Source organism: Sphingomonas mesophila (genome assembly GCF_003499275.1).
Lineage (GTDB): Bacteria > Pseudomonadota > Alphaproteobacteria > Sphingomonadales > Sphingomonadaceae > Sphingomicrobium > Sphingomicrobium mesophilum.
Map to the genome: position 1 here is coordinate 852,883 of NZ_QWDF01000001.1, position 18,000 is coordinate 870,882.

An 18,000-nucleotide genomic window follows, 5' to 3' on the forward strand; every position below is an offset into this window, starting at 1 on the left:
AGGCTGGGCGCTCGTTCTGGCAATCGGCAGGAATGGCCGCATTTTGAAGACTCGCATCTATCTCGACCACGCCGCGACGACGCCGGTCATCGCCGCCGCGCGCGCCGCCTTCCAGCGTGGGCTCGACACGCCGGGCAACCCCAACAGCCCGCATGGCGAGGGCCGGGCGGCACGGGCGCTACTCGAGGAGGCGCGGGCAACGCTCAAGGACGCGCTCGGCTGGCGGCATGACGTCATCTTCACCTCGGGCGCGAGCGAGGCGGTCGAGATCGCCGGGCGGCGGGCGTGCGTCGCGGGGCGCGCCTATGGCGCAACCGAACATGCGATTGTGCCGTTCGCGATGGGCGAGGATGCAGCGGTGATCCCGGTGCACGGTGACGGGCTGATCGACGAGGCGGCGTTGGCCGAGGTGCTGGCGCAAGGGCCGGCGCTGGTCGCGATCCAGCAGGTCAATAACGAAACCGGGGTGATCCAGCCGCTCGACCGGCTCGGCGCGGTGATCCGGGACGCGGGGTCGCTGCTGCTCGCGGATTGCGCGCAGGGCGCCTCGAAGTTGCCGTTGCCGGACGCGGATTTCATCGCGGTGTGCGGTCACAAATTGGGCGGGCCGCTCGGGGTCGGGGCGCTGCTGGTCAAGGATCTGGCGACGATTGAAGCGTGCGGCGGCGGGCAGGAGCGTGGCTATCGCCGGGGAACTCAGGATATGCCCGGCGCACTGGCGTTCGCCGCGGCATTGGCGGCGCGGCCCTATGACCTCGACCGGCATCGCGCCTTGCGCGAGCGGCTCGAAGCGGGGGTGATCGCGGCCGGCGGGGAGGTGATCGCCGGCGCGGCGCCGCGCTTGCCAACGATCGGCGCGATCGGGCTTCGCGGCGCGTCGTCTGCGGCGCTGTTGGTCCAGCTCGACCTCGCCGGCCTAGCGGTGTCGGCAGGCAGCGCCTGCGCCTCGGGCAAGGCCAAGGCCAGCCATGTGCTGACGGCGATGGCGGTCGAGGCGGAATTAGCCGCATCTTATCTCAGGATCAGCTTCGGGCCGGAGACGAGCGAGAGGGAGGTCGACGCTTTCCTCGAGGAGTTCTCGCCCATGGCGATGCGGGCCCAGGCCGGCCGGGCGGCATGATCTACCTCGATTATCAGGCGAGCACCCCGCTTGCGCCGGAGGTGGCGGCGGCGATGCGGCCGTGGATCGAGGACAAGTTCGCCAATCCGCATTCGCCCTCGACCTGGGGGCGGGAAGCGGCGGCAGCAATCGAGCTGGCGCGCGACCGACTGCTCGGCGCGATCGGGCTCGACGAAGGGCGGCTGGCGTTCACCTCGGGTGCGACCGAGGCGCTCAACTGGGCGATCCGGGGTACGCTCGAGCGATCCGAGCGGCGGCGGATTGTCACCATCGCGACCGAACATGCCGCGGTGCTCGACTCCTGCGAGTGGCTGGAAGGGCAGGGGGTGCAGGTAGTCCGCCTGCCGGTCGGTCGGGATGGGCTGGTCGACCTCGAAACGGCGCGCGCCGCGATCGACGAGCGGACGGCTCTGGTCGCGGCGATGCTGGTCAACAACGAGATCGGGGTAGTCCAGCCGGTCGCCGAGCTGGCGGGACTGGCGCACGAGGTCGGCGCGATCATGCTGTGCGATGCGGTCCAGGGGTTCGGGCGGTTGGAAATCCCGGCCGGTCCGCACCTCGTCGCGCTGTCGGCGCACAAGGTGCACGGGCCCAAGGGCGTCGGCGCCCTGTGGATGCGCAAGGGCGCCGAGCCGCGGCCGCTGCTGCACGGCGGCGGGCAGGAGATGGGGCTTCGCTCGGGGACGCTGTCTCCGGCGCTCGCGGTGGGGTTCGGCGAGGCGGCGCGGCTGGCCGACGAATGCCGGGGTCGGGACTGCGACCATGTCGAGAAACTATGGCAGGTCGCGCTGTCAAGCTTCTCGGATGATTGGACAATCAACGGCAGCGTCGAGACACGCTATCATGGCAATCTCAACCTTCGGCTCGACGGGCTGGATGGTGCGCGGCTGATCGGCGAACTGCGCAATATCGCTTTTTCGCTGGGCTCGGCCTGCGCCTCGGGATCGGGGCGGCCGAGCCATGTGCTACGCGCCCTGGGGTTGAGCGACCGCGAGGCGCGCTCGTCGATCCGGCTCGGCTTCGGGCGTTACACCGGCGAGGCGGAGCTGCGCTCGGCCTGCCGCCACATCGTCCGGGTGGCGCGCGAGCAGCAGGAATGGGCGGCGTGACGCTGGTCCGCTTCCTGAGAGCGTCGGGGGAGGTCGATCGCGAGGTCGAGGCGGCGGCGGGGGCCAATCTGCTGGCGCTGGGGCAGGCCAATGGCCAGAGGCTCGAAGGGGCGTGCGAGGGGGCGATGGCCTGCTCGACCTGCCATGTGCTGGTCGCGGCGGAGGATTTTGGGCGGTTGCCGGCGGCGAGCGAGGAAGAGGAGGATCTGCTCGATCTTGCCGCCCACGCGACTCGATGGTCGCGGCTGTCGTGTCAGGTGGCGGTGCCGGACGGGGCGGCGTTCACGGTGACGGTGCCGCCAAGCGCGTATAATTTCGACCGGTAAGCCAAAAGCAGCACGACCCGCGCGCGCTTGCATAGCCGCTCGTGGCTCGCCATATGCCCGCGCGGAAGTCGGTGGGCGGGGCTGTCGCCAACCTGGTCAGGTCCGGAAGGAAGCAGCCACAACGATTTCGTCCCGGGTCGCCGGCTTCCACCCTGCCACATTTTGGATCCGTCGCCCCAGCGTAGGCTGGGGCCCATGCCGTCCTGTCACGCGCATGCGCTAGGCATGGATGCCAGCCTTCGCTGGCATGACGAGGAGGGGGCGCTTAAACCCGGCGCGTGACATCCGACGAATCACCTGACGACCTCGGCCTCGGGCTCGGCCTTGACGAGCCGCCGCAGCGCGAGCGGACTACCACGGCGACGCCCTATCGCGTGCTGGCGCGAAAATATCGGCCGCAGAATTTCGACGAGCTGATCGGCCAGGACGCAATGGTGACGACGCTCGCCAACGCTATCCAGCGCGGGCGGATTGCGCACGCCTTCCTGCTGACCGGGGTGCGCGGAGTCGGCAAGACCTCGACCGCGCGGCTGATCGCCAAGGCGCTCAACTGCATCGGGCCGGACGGCAGCGGCGGACCGACGATCAAGCCGTGCGGAATGTGCGAGCCGTGCCGGTCGATCGCCGAGGGGCGGCACATTGACGTGATCGAGATGGACGCGGCGAGCCACACCGGCGTCGACGACGTGCGCGAGATCATCGATGCGGTGCGCTATGCGGCGGTGTCGGCCCGGTTCAAGATCTACATCATCGACGAAGTGCACATGCTGTCGAAGAACGCCTTCAACGCGTTGTTGAAGACGCTCGAGGAGCCGCCGGCGCACGTTAAATTCCTGTTCGCGACGACCGAGGTCGACAAGGTGCCGGTGACGGTGCTGTCGCGCTGCCAGCGGTTCGACTTGCGGCGAATCCCGGCCGACAAATTGGTGACCCATTTCCGCGGCGTGGCGCTGGCCGAGGGGGTCGAGGTCGACGACGAGGCGCTGGGCGTGATTGCCCGGGCGGCCGAGGGCTCGGCGCGCGATGGGCTAAGCATCCTCGACCAGGCGATCGCGCATGGTGAAGGCCGGGTCGACGCGGCGCAGGTGCGGGCGATGCTCGGGCTGGCCGACCGGGCACGGGTGCGGCGGCTGCTCGAGACCGTGCTCGGCGGGGATTCGGCGGCGACCTTGGCGCAACTGGACGAGGCGCATGCGCTCGGGCTCGATCCCAAGTCGTTGCTGCGCGGGCTGATGGAGAGCCTGCACGCGGTCACTCGGGCCAAGGCCGGGGCGGCGGGCGACGTCCTCCAATCGGCCGAGGAGCGCGAGGCGGCCAATGCGCTGGCGGGCAAGCTCGGCTGGGCGACGATCCACCGGCTGTGGCAGATGCTGCTGAAGGCGCTTGGCGATGTGGCGCAGGCGCCCGATCCCAATGAGGCGGCGGCGATGGCGCTGCTGCGGCTGATCCATGCGGCCGACCTGCCCGACCCGGGTGAGCTGATGCGGCAGGTTCGCGGGGAGGGGACGGCAGCGCAGGCGCGGCCATCCGCTCCGGCGCCGCGTGCGGATTCGCCGACAGGCGATGCGCCGACGACGTTCCTTGAGCTGGTCGAGATGGTCGAGCGCAGCGGGGGGCAGGCGATCGGGTTCCAGCTGCGCGAGCAGGTCGGGCTGGTGGAGTTCGCGGCCGGCCGGCTGGTGTTGCGGCCGCTGCGTCCGCTCGGGCCGGACTTCACGGTCGAGCTTGCGCGGCGGCTGAAAGCGGCGACGGGGCAGCCGTGGACGGTGAATTTGACCGAGGACGGCGGCGAGCCGTCGCTTGCGCAGCTCGAGACGATGGCCGAAGAACGGGTGCGCGCCGATTTGCTGTCGGAGCCGGGGCCGGCGGCGCTGCTCGACGCATTTCCTGACGCGCAGCTGGAATCGATCAACCAGAAGGACCGCTAAGCATGCCGAGCCTCGAAGAAATCATGCAGATGGCCCAGAACGCGCAGGCCGAGCTGGCCAAGGCGCAGGACAATCTCGACAAGGTCGAGGTGGAGGGCGCGAGCGGCGGCGGGCTGGTGCGGATCAAGGCGACCGCCAAGGGGCGCATCCTGGGAGTGGCGATCGATGACAGTTTGTTCGTGCCGGCCGACAAGGCGATGCTCGAGGATCTGATCGCGGCAGCGCTCAACGATGCGCGGGCCAAGGCCGACCAGGCGGCGGCGGCGGAAATGCAGAAGATGTCGGCCGGGCTGCCGCTTCCGCCCGGCTTCAAGATGCCGTTCTAGGAGGACTCGCTATGCCGCTCGGCGCGATGCAGCACTGGCCGCTTCGGGTTACCAGCCTGATCGACCATGCGGAGCGCGAGCATGGCGGGCGCGAGATCGTCTCGGCATGGGCCGACGGATCGGTCAGCCGAACCGACTGGCGCGGGGTGGCGCACGATGCGCGGCGGATGGCGCAGGCGCTCGAGGCGGCCGGAGTGGCCAAGGGCGACCGCGTGGCGACGCTGGCGATGAACCACGCGCGGCATCTTACCGCCTGGTACGGCGCGTGCGGCATGGGCGGGGTGTTGCACACCATCAACCCGCGGCTGTTCCCCGACCAGCTGGCCTATATCGTCGGCCACGCCGAGGACCGCGTGCTGCTCTACGATGCGCTGTTCGCGCCGCTGGTCGAGAGGATGAAGCCGCACTGGCCCACTATCGAGACCTATGTATGCTTCGACCTACCCGAAGGCTGGAGCGGCGACGTCGGGTTCGCCGAGTGGATTGCGGCGCACGACGGGGACTATGTTTGGGCGCAGGGCGACGAGCGCGACCCGTGCGGGCTGTGTTACACCAGCGGGACGACCGGCAATCCCAAGGGCGTGCTGTACGAGCACCGCTCGACTCTGCTCCACGCGATGGCCGAGATCAGCCCCGACGTAATGGGGCTGAGCGCGCGCGCGGTGGCGCTGCCGATCGTGCCGATGTTCCACGCCAACGCCTGGGGACTGCCGTGGGCGGCGCCGATCGCGGGGTGCAAGCTGGTGCTGTCGGCTGATTATCGGCCGGAGCGGATGTGCAATCTGTTCCGGGATGAGGGCGTCACCCACAGCGCCGGCGTGCCGACGGTGTGGATCGAGATGATCGCCTATATCGAGCGCACCGGCGCCGACCTCGGGCCGCTAAAGAATGTGATCATCGGCGGCTCGGCGGCGCCGCGGGCGATGATCGAGTGGCTGCGCAGCCGCGGGATCGAGGTCGGCCACGCCTGGGGCATGACGGAGACCTCGCCGATCGGGACGGTCGGAGCTCCGCCCGCCGACTGGGACGGGAAGAGCGAGGGCGAGCGGGTCGATTACGTCAGCCGCCAGGGCCGCGTGCCGTTCGGGGTCGAGCTTCGGATCGTCGACGACGAAGGGCTCGAGCTACCGCGCGACGGAAAGGCGAGTGGCCGTCTGCAGATCCGCGGGCCGTGGGTCGTCCAGCGCTACTTCAAGGCCGAGGAGGATGCGGTCGACGCCGACGGCTGGTTCGACACCGGCGACGTCGCCGCGCTGCACCCCGACGGGACGATGCAGATCACCGACCGATCGAAGGACGTGATCAAGTCGGGCGGCGAGTGGATCAGCTCGATCGAGCTGGAGAATGCCGCGCTCGGCTTCGACGGCGTGCTCGAGGCGGCGGCGATCGGCATTGCCCATCCCAAATGGGACGAGCGGCCGTTGCTATGCGTGGTGCGCAAGCCCGGCGCCGAGGTGTGCCCGAGGGGGCTTCGCGAGCATCTGGCGGGGCAGGTCGCCAAATGGTGGCTGCCGGACGCGATCGAGTTCGTCGACGAGCTGCCGCACACGGCGACCGGCAAGATCAGCAAGCGGACCCTGCGCGAGCGGTACGCCGATTACCGCTTCGCCGATGCTGAGGCGATGGTCGGGCGGGATTAGGGGCGGCTCGTCATTCAAGCGACGGCTGGCATCCATGCCTAACGTTTGTGCGAGATGGAGAGGTATGGGCCCCAGCCTTCGCTGGGGCGACGGGTAACACTCGTCGGGCGACGGGTGGGTGGATTCGGGACGAGTCTTGCCCTATCTGCGCCGGCAAATCCCACCTTCCAGAGACAAGGATCGCGACCCTTATGGCCGCCCAATATGCGTTCGTCATGAAAGGCATGACCAAGTCGTTCCCCGGCGCCGCCAAGCCGGTGCTGAGCAACATCAATCTGCAATTCTACCAGGGCGCCAAGATCGGCATCGTCGGGCCAAACGGGGTGGGCAAGTCGACCCTGATCAAGATCATGGCCGGGCTCGACACCGAATTCACCGGCGAGGCGTGGCCGGGCGAGAACATCACCGTCGGCTATCTGGCGCAGGAGCCGCAGCTCGACGAGAGCAAGACGGTCTTGGAAAACGTCAAGGACGGCGCGCGCGAGGTGGCCGACATGGTCGACCGTTTCAACGCCATCTCGGCCGAGATGGGCGATCCCAAGGACGACACCGACTTCGATGCGCTGATGGCCGAGATGGGCGAATTGCAGGAGAAGATCGACGCGGTCGACGGCTGGACGCTCGACAACCAGCTCGAGATCGCGATGGAAGCGCTGCGCTGCCCGCCCGGCGACTGGCCGGTGACCGATCTGTCGGGCGGCGAAAAGCGTCGCGTGGCGCTGACCCGGTTGCTAATCCAAAAGCCGTCGATCCTGCTGCTCGACGAGCCGACCAACCACCTCGACGCCGAGAGCGTCCAGTGGCTCGAGACGCATCTGAAGGAATATGCCGGCGCGGTGCTGATGATCACCCACGACCGCTATTTCCTCGATAACGTCGTCGAATGGATCCTCGAGCTCGATCGCGGAAGCTATTACCCGTACGAAGGAAACTACTCCACATATTTGGAAAAGAAGGCGAAACGCCTCGCCCAGGAATCGCGCGAGGAGAGCGGCAAGCAGAAGGCGCTGGCCCGCGAGCTGGAGTGGATCCGGCAGACCCCTGCGGCGCGCCAGTCCAAGTCCAAGGCGCGCATTCGCAAGTTCGAGCAATTGCAGGACGCTCAGGACGACCGCCGCATCGGCAAGGCGCAGATCGTCATCCAGGTGCCCGAGCGGCTCGGCGGCAAGGTGATCGAGGTCAACGGCATCTCCAAGGCCTATGGCGACAAATTGCTGTTCGAGGATCTGAGCTTCACGCTCCCCCCGGGCGGGATTGTCGGCGTGATCGGGCCGAACGGCGCCGGCAAGTCGACCCTGTTCCGGCTGATCACCGGCAAGGAACAGCCGGATTCGGGCACGATCGACATCGGCGAGACCGTCCGCCTCGGCTTCGTCGACCAGAGCCGCGATCATCTCGACCCGAGCAAGAACGTGTGGGAGGAGATCAGCGACGGGCTCGACTACATGAAGGTCAACGGCCAGGACGCCTCGACGCGGGCCTATGTCGGCGCGTTCAACTTCAAGGGGCCGGACCAGCAGAAGAACGTCGGCAAATTGTCAGGCGGCGAGCGCAATCGCGTGCACATGGCCAAGATGCTTAAAGAGGGCGGCAACGTGTTGCTACTCGACGAGCCGACCAACGATCTGGACGTCGAGACGTTGGGCGCGCTCGAGGAAGCGATCGAGAATTTCGCCGGCTGCGCGGTGGTCATCAGCCACGACCGTTTCTTCCTCGACCGGCTGGCGACGCACATCCTCGCGTTCGAGGGCGAAAGCCATGTCGAATGGTTCGAGGGCAATTTCGAGGCGTATGAAGAGGATAAGCGCCGGCGGCTTGGGCCTGAGGCCGACCGGCCGCATCGGGTGACGTACAAGAAGCTGACGCGGTAGGGAGGAGGGCCCCGGGTCAAGCCCGGGGCGACTGACGAGCTTGGAAGCGACCTCCAAGCCGGGCGAGGGGCTCTAAAGCTTCACTTCCGCCTGATGCTCGTGCTGCTGGTCCTTGCCGGGGTCGACGTCGAACAGGCTTTTGAGCGCGGCGGCTTTGATGGTCTGGCCGGGGGTCGATTCCCAAATGTCGGCGCGGGTCGCGTCGAAGCGGATGAGGAGGAGGTTGGGGTCGTCCTTGCCGTCCTTGTACCAGACCGCCGCGAACGGGTTCCACAGCCGATCGATGACCGCGCGATCGTTGTCGGCGTGCAGCGTGCCGTGGATGTGAGCGAAGATCTTGTGCCCCTTGGAGACGAAAGTGGCGATGGCTCGGGCGCCGTCCTTGAGGTCCTGGCCGACGCCCTCGTTCTTCGACGCGAAGATGTAGATCGGGCCGCCGTCTTCCTCGTCGGCGCCCTCGGCGAGGTCGACCTGAGCGGTCATCGGCCGGGTGCGGTCGTCGTCGACCCCGTCGAGCCCGAGCATCATCGTGCGGTCGCTCTGCAATTCCTTCCAGAACAGCTTGCGCAGGCGGGTCTCGGGCTTCTCGTCGGAATCGAACATCGTCACGCTCCGTGGATGGTTTCGCCACCTCAACGGAAACGCCGCGCCGTGGGTTCCCTGATACGGCACTTAGCCGGTTCGGCGCTCTAGCGTGCGGCCTCGAGCGCCTGGACCTGGGTGCCGATGGCAACGATCTTGGGGGTCCCGTCGGCGGCGCGCACGCGGATCTTGTTGGCGGCGGGGGCGAGCGGGACCTTGGCCCAATTCTGGCCGCCATCGCGCGTCTCGAAGCCGCCGGCGGCGGTGCCGACCCAGCCGATGTCCGGGGTGGCGAAGCCGATGCCGAACTGGCGCGCCTTGGCATCCAGCGTCAGCGGCACTTCGCGCCAGGTCTCGCCGCCGTCCAATGTCTTGGCGACCAATTGCTGGGCGCGCTCGGGATCATAGCTTTGCACCGTGGTGTAGCCGACGCGGTTGGTGGCGAAGCTCGCTTTCCAGATCAGCTCGCGCTTGCGGCTCGAGCGGTAGACTTCGCGCCAGGTGCGGCCGCCGTCGCGGGTCTTGAGAATCAGCGCGTTGGAATTGGCATTGTCCTTGTCGGTCGCGGCAAACACGAAGCCGGTGTCGGCATCGAGGAACTTGACGTCGAGGATCATTCCGGCGCGGTCCGACAAGTCGATGAAGCGCCACGTCTCGCCGCCGTCGAGCGAGCGCAGCAGCTTCGCCGGGCCGCCGACGCGGCCGCCGGCGTGGACGATCACCCGCTGGCGCAGTCGGCCCTGGTAGATCGCCTCGCTCTTGACGATGTCGATCGCGCAAATGCCCTCGACGATCGCGCCGTTGATGGCGACCGGGCTCCAGCTGCGCCCGCCGTCGCGTGTGCGATAGAGCGGATTGGTGTCGGTGACCCCCGGATAATAGTCGCCGACATTGCCGAGGAAGCCGTTGTCGGAATCGACGAAGCCGAGCGCGCGGATGAAGGTGCCCGGCTTGCTCCAGACTTTGGCCCAGGTCGAGCCGCCGTCGTCGGTTCGGAACAGGTCACCCTTGCCTGTGCCGTAGAAACCGATCGCGGCGGTGGCGAAGTGAATGTCGTCACGCTTGCCATTGAAGGCCTCGCTCGGCTGGGTTTGCCAGATGGCGCCGGGCGGGACCGCGATCGGTTCGGGCGCGGCGGGAAGCGCCGTCCGGCACGAGGCCAGCGCAAGCGTGGCGGCCGTGAGCAGTTTCAAGTTCATCCGATAGCCCCTCGTTGTGCGGGGAGGGTTGCGGGGGAAGGGCGCCGTGCCCAGCGCTCACTCGACCGCGCGGCAGGCGGGTTCGACCAACAGCCGAGAACCCCTAATTATTGCGGATGGCGGCGCGGACCTCGTCGCGAACTTCCTCGCGGATTCTGTCGCGCGTGGCCGGGCCGTTTTCGACCCGGCCGGCGGTGGCCTTGCCCTGTGCGGCCACCTTGGCCTTGAGATCGTCGACAAGCGCCTTGGCTTCGTCGCGCCGTCCCTTGGCGGCTGCGACTTCGCCGGCACCGTCGCCGGTCTCGGCGATCGCCAGCTCGGCCTCGGCCTCGACCAGCTCGCCGACCGCTTCGGTCAGCGCGCGCACGGTATCGGCATCAATCTCGGCGCTTCGCTCGCCGTCGACGACGACGCTCACCCGGGCATCCCGCTCACGCTCGGCTGCGCGTTCGATCTTGCGTTCGACTGCGGAGTGGCCATCGCGCGAATCGTCGAAGTCGATGAAATTGCTGCCCTGTACGGCCATTCCGGCGACGATCGCGGCCCCGCCGGCAAGGATCCACGCTAACCGGCCCGCCATGTCCAACTCTCCTGACTGTCCCACTCATATAGGACAGCTGCGACGGTTCGGGAAGTCATCGCATGCGCTTGACCAGCAGGCGCCCGTCCTTGCCTGCCTTGGTGTCGAAATTGGGCACCGCCTTGATCAGATCGCTGAGGCGGTTGAAGCCGTAGTTGCGCACGGCAAAGCTCGACACGGCGGTGGCGCGCTGGCCTACCTCGCTGAGCGACGCATAGCCCTCCTCGTCGCGCTTCGACGCCTTGTAGGCGGCCCCGAGCACCTGGAGAAGCTCGGCGTCGACCGCACGCTGGCCGGCTGCGGCGGGCGGCGCTTCGAGCGCCACCTCGCCTTCGCTCTCAAGCGCGGCGACGTCGAAGAAGCGGGTGCAAGCCTGCTGGAAGCTCTGCGGGGTCTTGGCGGTGCCGAACCCGTAGACCGGCAGGCCGTCCTCGCGGATGCGCTGGGCGAGGGGGAGGAAGTCACTGTCCGAGGACATGATTCCGAAGCCGTCGACATGGCCGCGGTAAAGCAGGTCCATCGCGTCGATGGTCATGCGCATGTCGGTCGCGCTCTTGCCCTTGACGACGTCGAACTGCTGCATCGGCACGATCGAGTGGAGGCCGGTCAGATTGCCCCAACCCTTGAGCGCCGGCTTCGACCAATTGCCGTAGGCGCGGCGGATGTTGATCGTGCCCAGCTCGCCGAGCACCAGCAGCACCTCGTCGAGATGGTCGGGACTGGCGTTATCGGCGTCGATGAGGAGCGCGATGTTGAGCTCCGGCTCGGGGCGATCGAGACTGTCCATGTGGCTGAAAATCCTCTGTAGCCCGTGATTGCACATCAGGGGCGGAACGAAACCGCCGGCTCGTTCGTCATGCCAGAGCGCGTCTAAGAAAGGTGTACCTCATGAACAAGAAACTTCTCACCGTGGCCCTGGCGGGCGTTCTTCCGCTGTCGGCCTGCTCGACCTACAATGACCCGTATTACGGCCAGAACGCCGATGCCCGCCGCGCGGCGACGGGCGCTGCGGCCGGCGCGGTCGGCGGTGCGGTGCTTGGCGCCGTGATCCCCGGCGTCAGCACGGTCGAGGGCGCGATCGCCGGCGGTATTGCCGGTGCGGTTCTCGGCGCGGTCGTCAAGGGCAAGCAGTACTACCGCGATACGCGCGGCTATTGCTACTATGTCGACCAGTATGGCCGTCCGGTCTACGACTATAACGTCCGCTGCTAGTTCAAGCGTTTAGCGAATAGGGTTCAGACGGGGCGGAAGCTCTCTTCCGCCTCGTCGAGAACGCTCAACCGGCCATCGGCGATGGCAAAGTGACAGCCGTGGAGCTTCAGCTCCGCGGCTGTTTCCTTTTCCGCGACGTACGGGAAGGTGCGCAGGTTGGCGAGGCTCTGGCGCACCGCGGCCTGTTCGAGCGCGAGCTGCTTATCGGTGATCTTTGGATTGGCGAGCACGACGGCCCGGACGTCGGCGACGATCGCCAGCCACTGATCTAGGAAGCTCGTCCCGGGGCGACCTTGATCACCGCCCTTGAGCGCCGCCGCGATGCCCCCGCACGCGCCGTGTCCCATGACTACGATATGCCGCACGCCAAGCCCGGTCACCCCGAACTCGATCGCCGAGGACACGCCGTGCAGCCTGCCGTGGATGTCGTAGGGTGGGACGAGATTAGCGACATTGCGCACGACAAAGGCCTGACCGGGGAGGGTGTCGAAGACCGTCGCCGGATCAACCCGGCTGTCGCAGCAGGCGATGATCATCACTGGCGGCTGCTGGCCGTGGGCGAGCTCGTCCCAGCGGTCGCGGAAGCGCTGATAATTGTCGCTCCGGAAGCGGCGGTATCCGTCGATCAGCTGGGCGAACTCGGGCATTGCCTAGAAGCGCTCCTGGCGGATGATCTGGCAATCGGTAATCGTCAGCAGCAGCCGGTGGCTGTCGAGGATTGGGGCGAGGCCCGTCATCAGCCGCTCGGCCTCCTCATTGCCGCCGATCGCCAGCACCATCACCCGACTCGACGAGGTCAACCGCTCGTCCTGCCAGCGCCCATGCCCGCCTTCGCCGCTGAGTACCGGCATGACGGTATGACCGGAGAAACCGGCGTCGCGGATCACCCGCGCAAGCAGCGGCAGGATTTGCTCCTCGATCAGGATCTCGAAGCGCTTCTTGGTCGTGGTCTGGATCATGCGAGCACCCCTGCAAACCAGCTGAGGAAGGCGATATTGAACACAACGTTGAACGGGAAGGTGATGCCAAGCGAGAGCGACAGGTAGATGCCGGGATCGGCCTCGGGGAGGGCGAGGCGCATTGCGGCCGGTACCGCGATGTAGCTCGCTGAGGCCGCCAGTACGCCGAGAATGGCGGCTGTCCCAACATCGAGCCCGATCGCCGTTCCGACGACCGTTCCCAGGATGCCGTTGACGAACGGGATGGCGATGGCGAGCATCGCCAGGCGCGCGGTCACCGCCTTGTTGCCCATCAGGCGCCGCGCCGCGATGAGCCCCATGTCGAGCAGGAATAGGCACAGGATGCCCCGATAGCCGCCGTCGAACACCGGCTTGACGGGCGCGAAGCCGTCCGGTCCGGCGACGAAGCCGATCACCATCGCGCCGACCAGCAGCACGACCGAGGCATTGAGCAGCACCTCGTGCCACAGGCCGCTGCCGCCGCCGGCAGGCGACGCCTGGCCGCGCCGAGCGAGCAGCAAACCGCTGACGATGGCGGGCGTCTCCATGATCGCGAGGACGGCGACCATGAAGCTGGCCGCTTCCATTCCCGCCTCGGCGAGCATTTCGCTGGCAGTGATGTAGGTCACCAGGCTGACCGAGCCGTAATGCGCCGAGGTCGCGGCGGCATCGGTTCGGTTGAGGCCGCCGATCGACCGCAGCAGCGCGAAGACCGGAAAGGGGAGCAGGAAGCTGAGCGCGATACCGGCGAGGCCCGCGAGTGCGAGCTCGGTGGTGAAGCCAGTGGCGGCGATCGATACCCCGCCCTTGAGGCCGATTGCGGCCATCAGGTAGATCGCGAGACCCTTGGCCATCGCTTCGGGGATGGCGAGATCGGAGCGGACGAAGCCGGCAAACAGGCCGAGCACGAAGAACAGGATGATCGGCGAAGTCAGTGTCTCAAGGATCATCGTTCGCTCAGCCCCCCAGTTCGCGCTTTTCGCGGTTAGAGGGCGGCGCAAAGGGTGGCAAGACGGGTCGAGGATCGCTATCTCGCCAGTCGTGAACGCACCGGCCGACATTCCCAAGCAGCGCAAGCCCGACTGGATCCGGGTCAAGGCCCCGGTGAGCCAGGGCTATGCCGATACGCGCAAGTTGATGCGCTCGCTCGGGCTGGCGACGGTGTGCGAGGAGGCGGCCTGCCCGAACATCGGCGAGTGCTGGACCAAAAAGCACGCGACGGTGATGATCCTGGGCGATACCTGCACGCGGGCCTGCGCCTTTTGCAACGTCAAGACCGGCATGCCGCGGAGCGTCGATCCGCTCGAACCGGAACATGTCGCGGTCGCGGCGGCCGAGCTCGGGCTCAGCCATATTGTCGTCACCAGCGTCGATCGCGACGACCTGCCCGACGGCGGGGCGAGCCAGTTCGTCAAGGTGATCGAGGCTCTTCGCCGGGCCACTCCGGCGACCACGATCGAAATCCTCACCCCGGACTTCCGCAACAAGCATGAGGCGGCGGTCGAGGCGATCGTCGCGGCCAAGCCCGATGTCTACAATCACAATCTCGAGACGGTGCCGAGGTTGTACCCGACGATCCGGCCGGGCGCGCGCTACTACGCCTCGCTGCGGCTGCTCGAGACGGTCAAACGGCTCGACCCGACGATCTTCACCAAGTCGGGCGTGATGGTCGGGCTCGGCGAGCAGCGGCTCGAGGTCCACCAGGTGATGGATGACATGCGCTCGGCGGGGATCGATTTCCTCACCATGGGCCAATATCTCCAGCCGACCCCGCGTCATGCGACGGTCGAGGAGTTCGTCACCCCGGCTGCCTTCGAGGCTTATGCGGCAATTGCTCGCGCGAAGGGCTTTCTGTTGGTCGCTGCGTCACCGCTGACCCGGTCGAGCTATCACGCCGGCGACGATTTTGCACGGATGAAGGCGGCGCGCGAGGCGCAGGTTGCACGGGCGGGAGCAAGCGGAGCGGTCGGCTGATGCCTCGCCACAGCGAGACGAAGTTCCTGCCCTATTCGCCGAACCAATTGTTCGAGCTGGTCGCGGACGTCGCGCGTTACGACGAATTCTTGCCGTGGGTTGTGGCGGTGCGGGTGCGCTCGTCGAGCGAGACGGAGACTCTCGCCGACCTCGTAGTCGGCTTCAACGCCTTCAAGGAGCGATTCACGAGTCGGGTGCAGAAGCAGCGGCCGGGGCGGATCGTCGTTGATTATGTCGAGGGGCCGCTGAAATATCTGCACAATGAGTGGCGTTTCGAGCCCGCCGAGGGCGGCACCAATGTCGCCTTCTCGGTCGATTTCGCGTTCAAGTCGCGGATCTTCGAGGCGCTGGCCGGCCAGATGTTCGACCGGGCCTTGCGGCGCATGACGTCAGCCTTCGAGCAGCGTGCCGCGGCGCTTTACGGCATCAACAGTTCGAGCGCGCAGAGCGCCGCCTGAAGGCGGATCCCGGAACGACCGTCGGCGGCATCGAACAATTTGCTGTCGGCGATAACGTCGTCGGGACCGTCCTTGGCGGTGGCGCGCGCGAATACGACCGTTCCGACCGGCTTGCTGGCAGAGCCGCCATCTGGGCCGGCAATGCCGGTAATCGCCACCGCGACGTCCGCGCCCGAAGTCTCGAGCGCGCCCTGGGCCATCGCCCAGGCGGTCGCGACGCTCACCGAACCGAACGTATCGATGACGTCGGAATTGACCCGCAGGCGGTCCATCTTGGCTTGGTTGGAATAGGTCACGAAACCGCTTTCGAACACGTCGGACGAGCCCGGCACCTCGGTGATCGCAGCGCACACCAGCCCGCCGGTGCAGCTTTCGGCGACCGCGATGCGGCGGCCGGCGGCGCGATTGGCGTCGACCACCTCGCGCGCCTTGGCAGTCAGCTTCTCGGGGAGCAGCGACGTCATTGCGGCAGCCTCACGCTGGCTACTGCCTGCGCGGCAATGCCCTCGCCGCGGCCAGTGAAGCCCAATCGCTCGCTGGTCGTCGCCTTGAGGCTGATTTGATCGAGCGGGAGCTCGGCGATTTCGGATATGCGGCGGCGCATCGCCTCGCGATATGGGGTGAGGCGCGGCGCTTCGCAAATGACGGTGCAATCGAGGTGGTCTATGAGGCCGCCGCGCGACCGCACCAGCGCCGCCGCGTGCGCCAGGAAGCGGTCGGACGACGCGCCCTTCCATTGCGGATCGCTGGGCGGAAAGTGGAGGCCGATGTCGCCCTCGGCGATGGTTCCGAGCAAGGCGTCGGTCAGCGCGTGGAGCACGACGTCAGCGTCGCTGTGGCCGGCGAGCCCGCGCTCGTGCGCGATCTCGATCCCGCCCATCATGATCGGGCCGGGGCCGGCGAAGGCGTGCACGTCATAGCCCATGGCGGTGCGCGGGATGAGGGCGGCGGCGAGCATGGCCTCGGCTCTCGGCCAGTCGGCGGCGCTGGTCAACTTGTCGAGCGCCGGGTCGCCGGGGACGGTCGCGACCTTGAGGCCGGCGGCCACCAGCACCGAGCTCTCGTCGGTCGCGGCGCGCCGGCCGACCTCTTCGAACGCGTAGAGCAGGTCCTCGACGTGGAACGCCTGCGGGGTCTGGACCCGGAGCATGCGGGCGCGGTCGACCATGTCGTCGAGTTGGCGGTCGCCGCGCGCGAGCGTGTCGGCCACCGCGAGGACCGGGACGGCGCCGGCGACATCGTCCAGCGCATAGAGCAGGTCGTCGATAACCCTCAATGGGCAGAACGGGCGGGCGGCGTCGTGGATGAGGACGGTGCCGTCGGCGAGGCCGGCCAGGCCGGAGCGGACGCTGTCGTGGCGCTCGGCGCCGCCGGTGACGAGGTTGACGTCACGCTCGCCAATGGCTTGGCGAGCGAGCTCCTCATGGTCGGCGGCGATCACGACGCGGACCTTGGTGACGCGCGGGTGGGCCGAGAGGGAGTCGACGGCGTGGGCGAGCACCGCCTTGCCGCCAAGCATCCGATACTGTTTCGGCACGCCGTCGCCCATCCGGCTGCCCGATCCGGCGGCGACAATGACGGCGGTGACGGGTTCAGGAGCGGACATGGCGCGCGCCTTGCCCGTTTCGGGCGCTTTCTGTAAAGGCGCGCCTTCCCATGAGCCTGCTGAAGCCCATCCACGTCGGTCCGCTGACCATCGACGCGCCGGTCATCTTGGCGCCGATGACGGGCGTCACCGATTTGCCGTTCCGGCGCGTCGTCAAGCGCTACGGGGCGGGGCTCACGGTGAGCGAGATGATCGCAAGCCAGGCGATGATCCGCGAGACCCGCCAGTCGCTGCAGAAAGCGGCGTGGGACCCGAGCGAGGAGCCGGTGTCGCTCCAGCTGGCCGGCTGCGAACCGGCGGCGATGGCTGAGGCGGCGCGGCTCAACGAGCAGCGCGGGGCGGCGATCATCGACATCAACATGGGCTGCCCGGTCAAGAAAGTGGTCAACGGGGATGCCGGAAGCGCCCTGATGCGCGACCTCAAGCTTGCCGCGCAGATCATTGATTCCACGGTGAAAGCGGTTGGCGTGCCGGTGACTCTCAAGATGCGCATGGGCTGGTGCCACGATAGTCTGAACGCGCCCGAGCTGGCGCGCATCGCCGAGGACCTCGGGGTGCGGATGATCACTGTCCACGGCCGCACCCGCAACCAAATGTACAAAGGGTCGGCCGACTGGGCGTTCGTCCGCCGGGTGAAGGCCGCGACCACTGTACCGGTGATCGTCAATGGGGACATCTGCAGCCGGGCGGATGCGCGCCAGGCGCTGGCGCAGTCGGGCGCCGATGGAGTGATGATCGGCCGCGGCGCCTATGGCCGGCCGTGGCTGCTCGGCCAGGTGCTGGCCGACCTGGTGGGCGACGGTGAGCAGGGCGATCCATCGCTTGACGAGCAATTGGCGGTGATCGTCGAGCAGTATGACGCGATGCTCTCGCTCTACGGCTCAGAGACCGGCGTCCGGCTCGCCCGCAAGCACCTCGGCTGGTACGTGAAGGGGCTGCCCGGCTCGGCGGAATTCCGCAACACGGTCAACCGCATCGACGACCCGAAGGCGGTAGTCGCCGCGCTTCGGGAGTTTTACGCGCCCTATCTCCAGCGTATTGCGGCCTAGCTGCTGCAACTGTGTTTTTCAGGCAACGCTTTACGTGCTAGGGGCGCGCGATGGATGTTGC

General features: G+C 67.5%; 20 protein-coding genes and 1 other RNA gene. 12 read left to right on the forward strand and 9 right to left on the reverse strand.

Annotation, left to right across the window (positions count from 1 at the left end):
- The first annotated feature begins 43 nt into the window (after positions 1-43).
- The 8 genes from D0Z60_RS04450 (at position 44) to ettA (ending at position 8,320) form a co-directional block, all read left to right on the forward strand.
- Complete coding sequence (locus tag D0Z60_RS04450) at positions 44-1,120, forward strand: aminotransferase class V-fold PLP-dependent enzyme (protein ID WP_162888075.1); 1,077 nt, start codon at positions 44-46, stop codon at positions 1,118-1,120.
- Positions 1,117-2,229, forward strand: coding sequence for a cysteine desulfurase family protein (locus tag D0Z60_RS04455; RefSeq protein ID WP_118857136.1), 1,113 nt, complete (start codon positions 1,117-1,119; stop codon positions 2,227-2,229). The genes D0Z60_RS04450 and D0Z60_RS04455 overlap by 4 nt, the downstream gene beginning before the upstream one ends.
- Complete coding sequence (locus D0Z60_RS04460) at positions 2,226-2,555, forward strand: 2Fe-2S iron-sulfur cluster-binding protein (RefSeq protein ID WP_118858435.1); 330 nt, start codon at positions 2,226-2,228, stop codon at positions 2,553-2,555. Before D0Z60_RS04455 ends, D0Z60_RS04460 begins: the two co-directional genes overlap by 4 nt.
- Before the next feature lie 60 nt (positions 2,556-2,615).
- Positions 2,616-2,710: signal recognition particle sRNA small type (ffs, locus tag D0Z60_RS04465), an RNA gene on the forward strand.
- 123 nt (positions 2,711-2,833) lie between these two features.
- Complete coding sequence (locus tag D0Z60_RS04470; protein WP_118857137.1) at positions 2,834-4,483, forward strand: DNA polymerase III subunit gamma/tau; 1,650 nt, start codon at positions 2,834-2,836, stop codon at positions 4,481-4,483.
- A gap of 2 nt (positions 4,484-4,485) precedes the next feature.
- Positions 4,486-4,809 carry a YbaB/EbfC family nucleoid-associated protein gene (locus D0Z60_RS04475; protein WP_118857138.1) on the forward strand — a complete coding sequence of 108 codons (324 nt, stop codon included), beginning with the start codon at positions 4,486-4,488 and terminating at the stop codon, positions 4,807-4,809.
- Between the two features lie 11 nt (positions 4,810-4,820).
- Entirely contained in the window at positions 4,821-6,449 is a 1,629-nt protein-coding gene (locus D0Z60_RS04480) for a long-chain fatty acid--CoA ligase (protein ID WP_240325536.1), read from the forward strand.
- A gap of 191 nt (positions 6,450-6,640) precedes the next feature.
- Entirely contained in the window at positions 6,641-8,320 is a 1,680-nt protein-coding gene (ettA, locus tag D0Z60_RS04485; protein ID WP_118857139.1) for an energy-dependent translational throttle protein EttA, read from the forward strand.
- 72 nt (positions 8,321-8,392) lie between these two features.
- On the opposite strand, the gene D0Z60_RS04490 is transcribed toward ettA, so the two are convergent.
- From D0Z60_RS04490 to D0Z60_RS04505, 4 genes are all read right to left on the reverse strand, one after another.
- Positions 8,393-8,923, reverse strand: coding sequence for a pyridoxamine 5'-phosphate oxidase family protein (locus tag D0Z60_RS04490; protein WP_118857140.1), 531 nt, complete (start codon positions 8,921-8,923; stop codon positions 8,393-8,395).
- Positions 8,924-9,009: 86 nt separating this feature from the next.
- Positions 9,010-10,101, reverse strand: a complete 1,092-nt coding sequence (locus D0Z60_RS04495) for a WD40/YVTN/BNR-like repeat-containing protein (RefSeq protein ID WP_118857141.1) — start codon at positions 10,099-10,101, stop codon at positions 9,010-9,012.
- A gap of 103 nt (positions 10,102-10,204) precedes the next feature.
- Entirely contained in the window at positions 10,205-10,681 is a 477-nt protein-coding gene (locus tag D0Z60_RS04500; RefSeq protein WP_118857142.1) for a hypothetical protein, read from the reverse strand.
- Between the two features lie 55 nt (positions 10,682-10,736).
- Positions 10,737-11,468, reverse strand: a complete 732-nt coding sequence (locus D0Z60_RS04505; RefSeq protein WP_118857143.1) for an NYN domain-containing protein — start codon at positions 11,466-11,468, stop codon at positions 10,737-10,739.
- Between the two features lie 101 nt (positions 11,469-11,569).
- Between D0Z60_RS04505 and D0Z60_RS04510 the strand changes: the two genes are divergently transcribed.
- Positions 11,570-11,893 carry a hypothetical protein gene (locus D0Z60_RS04510; RefSeq protein ID WP_118857144.1) on the forward strand — a complete coding sequence of 108 codons (324 nt, stop codon included), beginning with the start codon at positions 11,570-11,572 and terminating at the stop codon, positions 11,891-11,893.
- A gap of 23 nt (positions 11,894-11,916) precedes the next feature.
- Here D0Z60_RS04510 and D0Z60_RS04515 read toward each other — a convergent pair whose 3' ends face one another.
- Genes D0Z60_RS04515 through D0Z60_RS04525 form a run of 3 tightly spaced genes read right to left on the reverse strand, consistent with a single transcriptional unit; the run spans position 11,917 to position 13,802 of the window.
- Positions 11,917-12,540: a carbonic anhydrase gene (locus D0Z60_RS04515; RefSeq protein ID WP_118857145.1), complete on the reverse strand. Its 624-nt coding sequence runs from the start codon at positions 12,538-12,540 to the stop codon at positions 11,917-11,919.
- A gap of 3 nt (positions 12,541-12,543) precedes the next feature.
- On the reverse strand, positions 12,544-12,852 hold the full coding sequence (locus D0Z60_RS04520) for a P-II family nitrogen regulator (protein WP_118857146.1): 309 nt from the start codon (positions 12,850-12,852) through the stop codon (positions 12,544-12,546).
- Positions 12,849-13,802, reverse strand: a complete 954-nt coding sequence (locus tag D0Z60_RS04525; RefSeq protein ID WP_118857147.1) for a sodium-dependent bicarbonate transport family permease — start codon at positions 13,800-13,802, stop codon at positions 12,849-12,851. The genes D0Z60_RS04520 and D0Z60_RS04525 overlap by 4 nt, the downstream gene beginning before the upstream one ends.
- A gap of 91 nt (positions 13,803-13,893) precedes the next feature.
- Between D0Z60_RS04525 and lipA the strand changes: the two genes are divergently transcribed.
- A complete protein-coding gene (gene lipA, locus D0Z60_RS04530) occupies positions 13,894-14,826 on the forward strand; it encodes a lipoyl synthase (RefSeq protein ID WP_420822776.1) in 933 nt (310 codons plus the stop codon).
- The gene (locus D0Z60_RS04535) at positions 14,826-15,284 is read left to right on the forward strand and encodes a type II toxin-antitoxin system RatA family toxin (RefSeq protein WP_118857149.1); all 459 of its coding nucleotides are present in this window, start codon (positions 14,826-14,828) and stop codon (positions 15,282-15,284) included. The genes lipA and D0Z60_RS04535 overlap by 1 nt, the downstream gene beginning before the upstream one ends.
- On the opposite strand, the gene D0Z60_RS04540 is transcribed toward D0Z60_RS04535, so the two are convergent.
- A complete protein-coding gene (locus tag D0Z60_RS04540) occupies positions 15,245-15,748 on the reverse strand; it encodes a CinA family protein (RefSeq protein ID WP_118857150.1) in 504 nt (167 codons plus the stop codon). The genes D0Z60_RS04535 and D0Z60_RS04540 overlap by 40 nt on opposite strands.
- Positions 15,745-16,890, reverse strand: coding sequence for a bifunctional 2-C-methyl-D-erythritol 4-phosphate cytidylyltransferase/2-C-methyl-D-erythritol 2,4-cyclodiphosphate synthase (locus tag D0Z60_RS04545; RefSeq protein WP_118857151.1), 1,146 nt, complete (start codon positions 16,888-16,890; stop codon positions 15,745-15,747). Before D0Z60_RS04545 ends, D0Z60_RS04540 begins: the two co-directional genes overlap by 4 nt.
- Before the next feature lie 50 nt (positions 16,891-16,940).
- On the opposite strand from D0Z60_RS04545, the gene dusB reads away from it, so the two are divergent.
- Positions 16,941-17,939 (forward strand): tRNA dihydrouridine synthase DusB, encoded by a 999-nt coding sequence (gene dusB, locus D0Z60_RS04550; protein WP_118857152.1) that lies wholly within the window; start codon positions 16,941-16,943, stop codon positions 17,937-17,939.
- Positions 17,940-18,000: the final 61 nt, after the last annotated feature.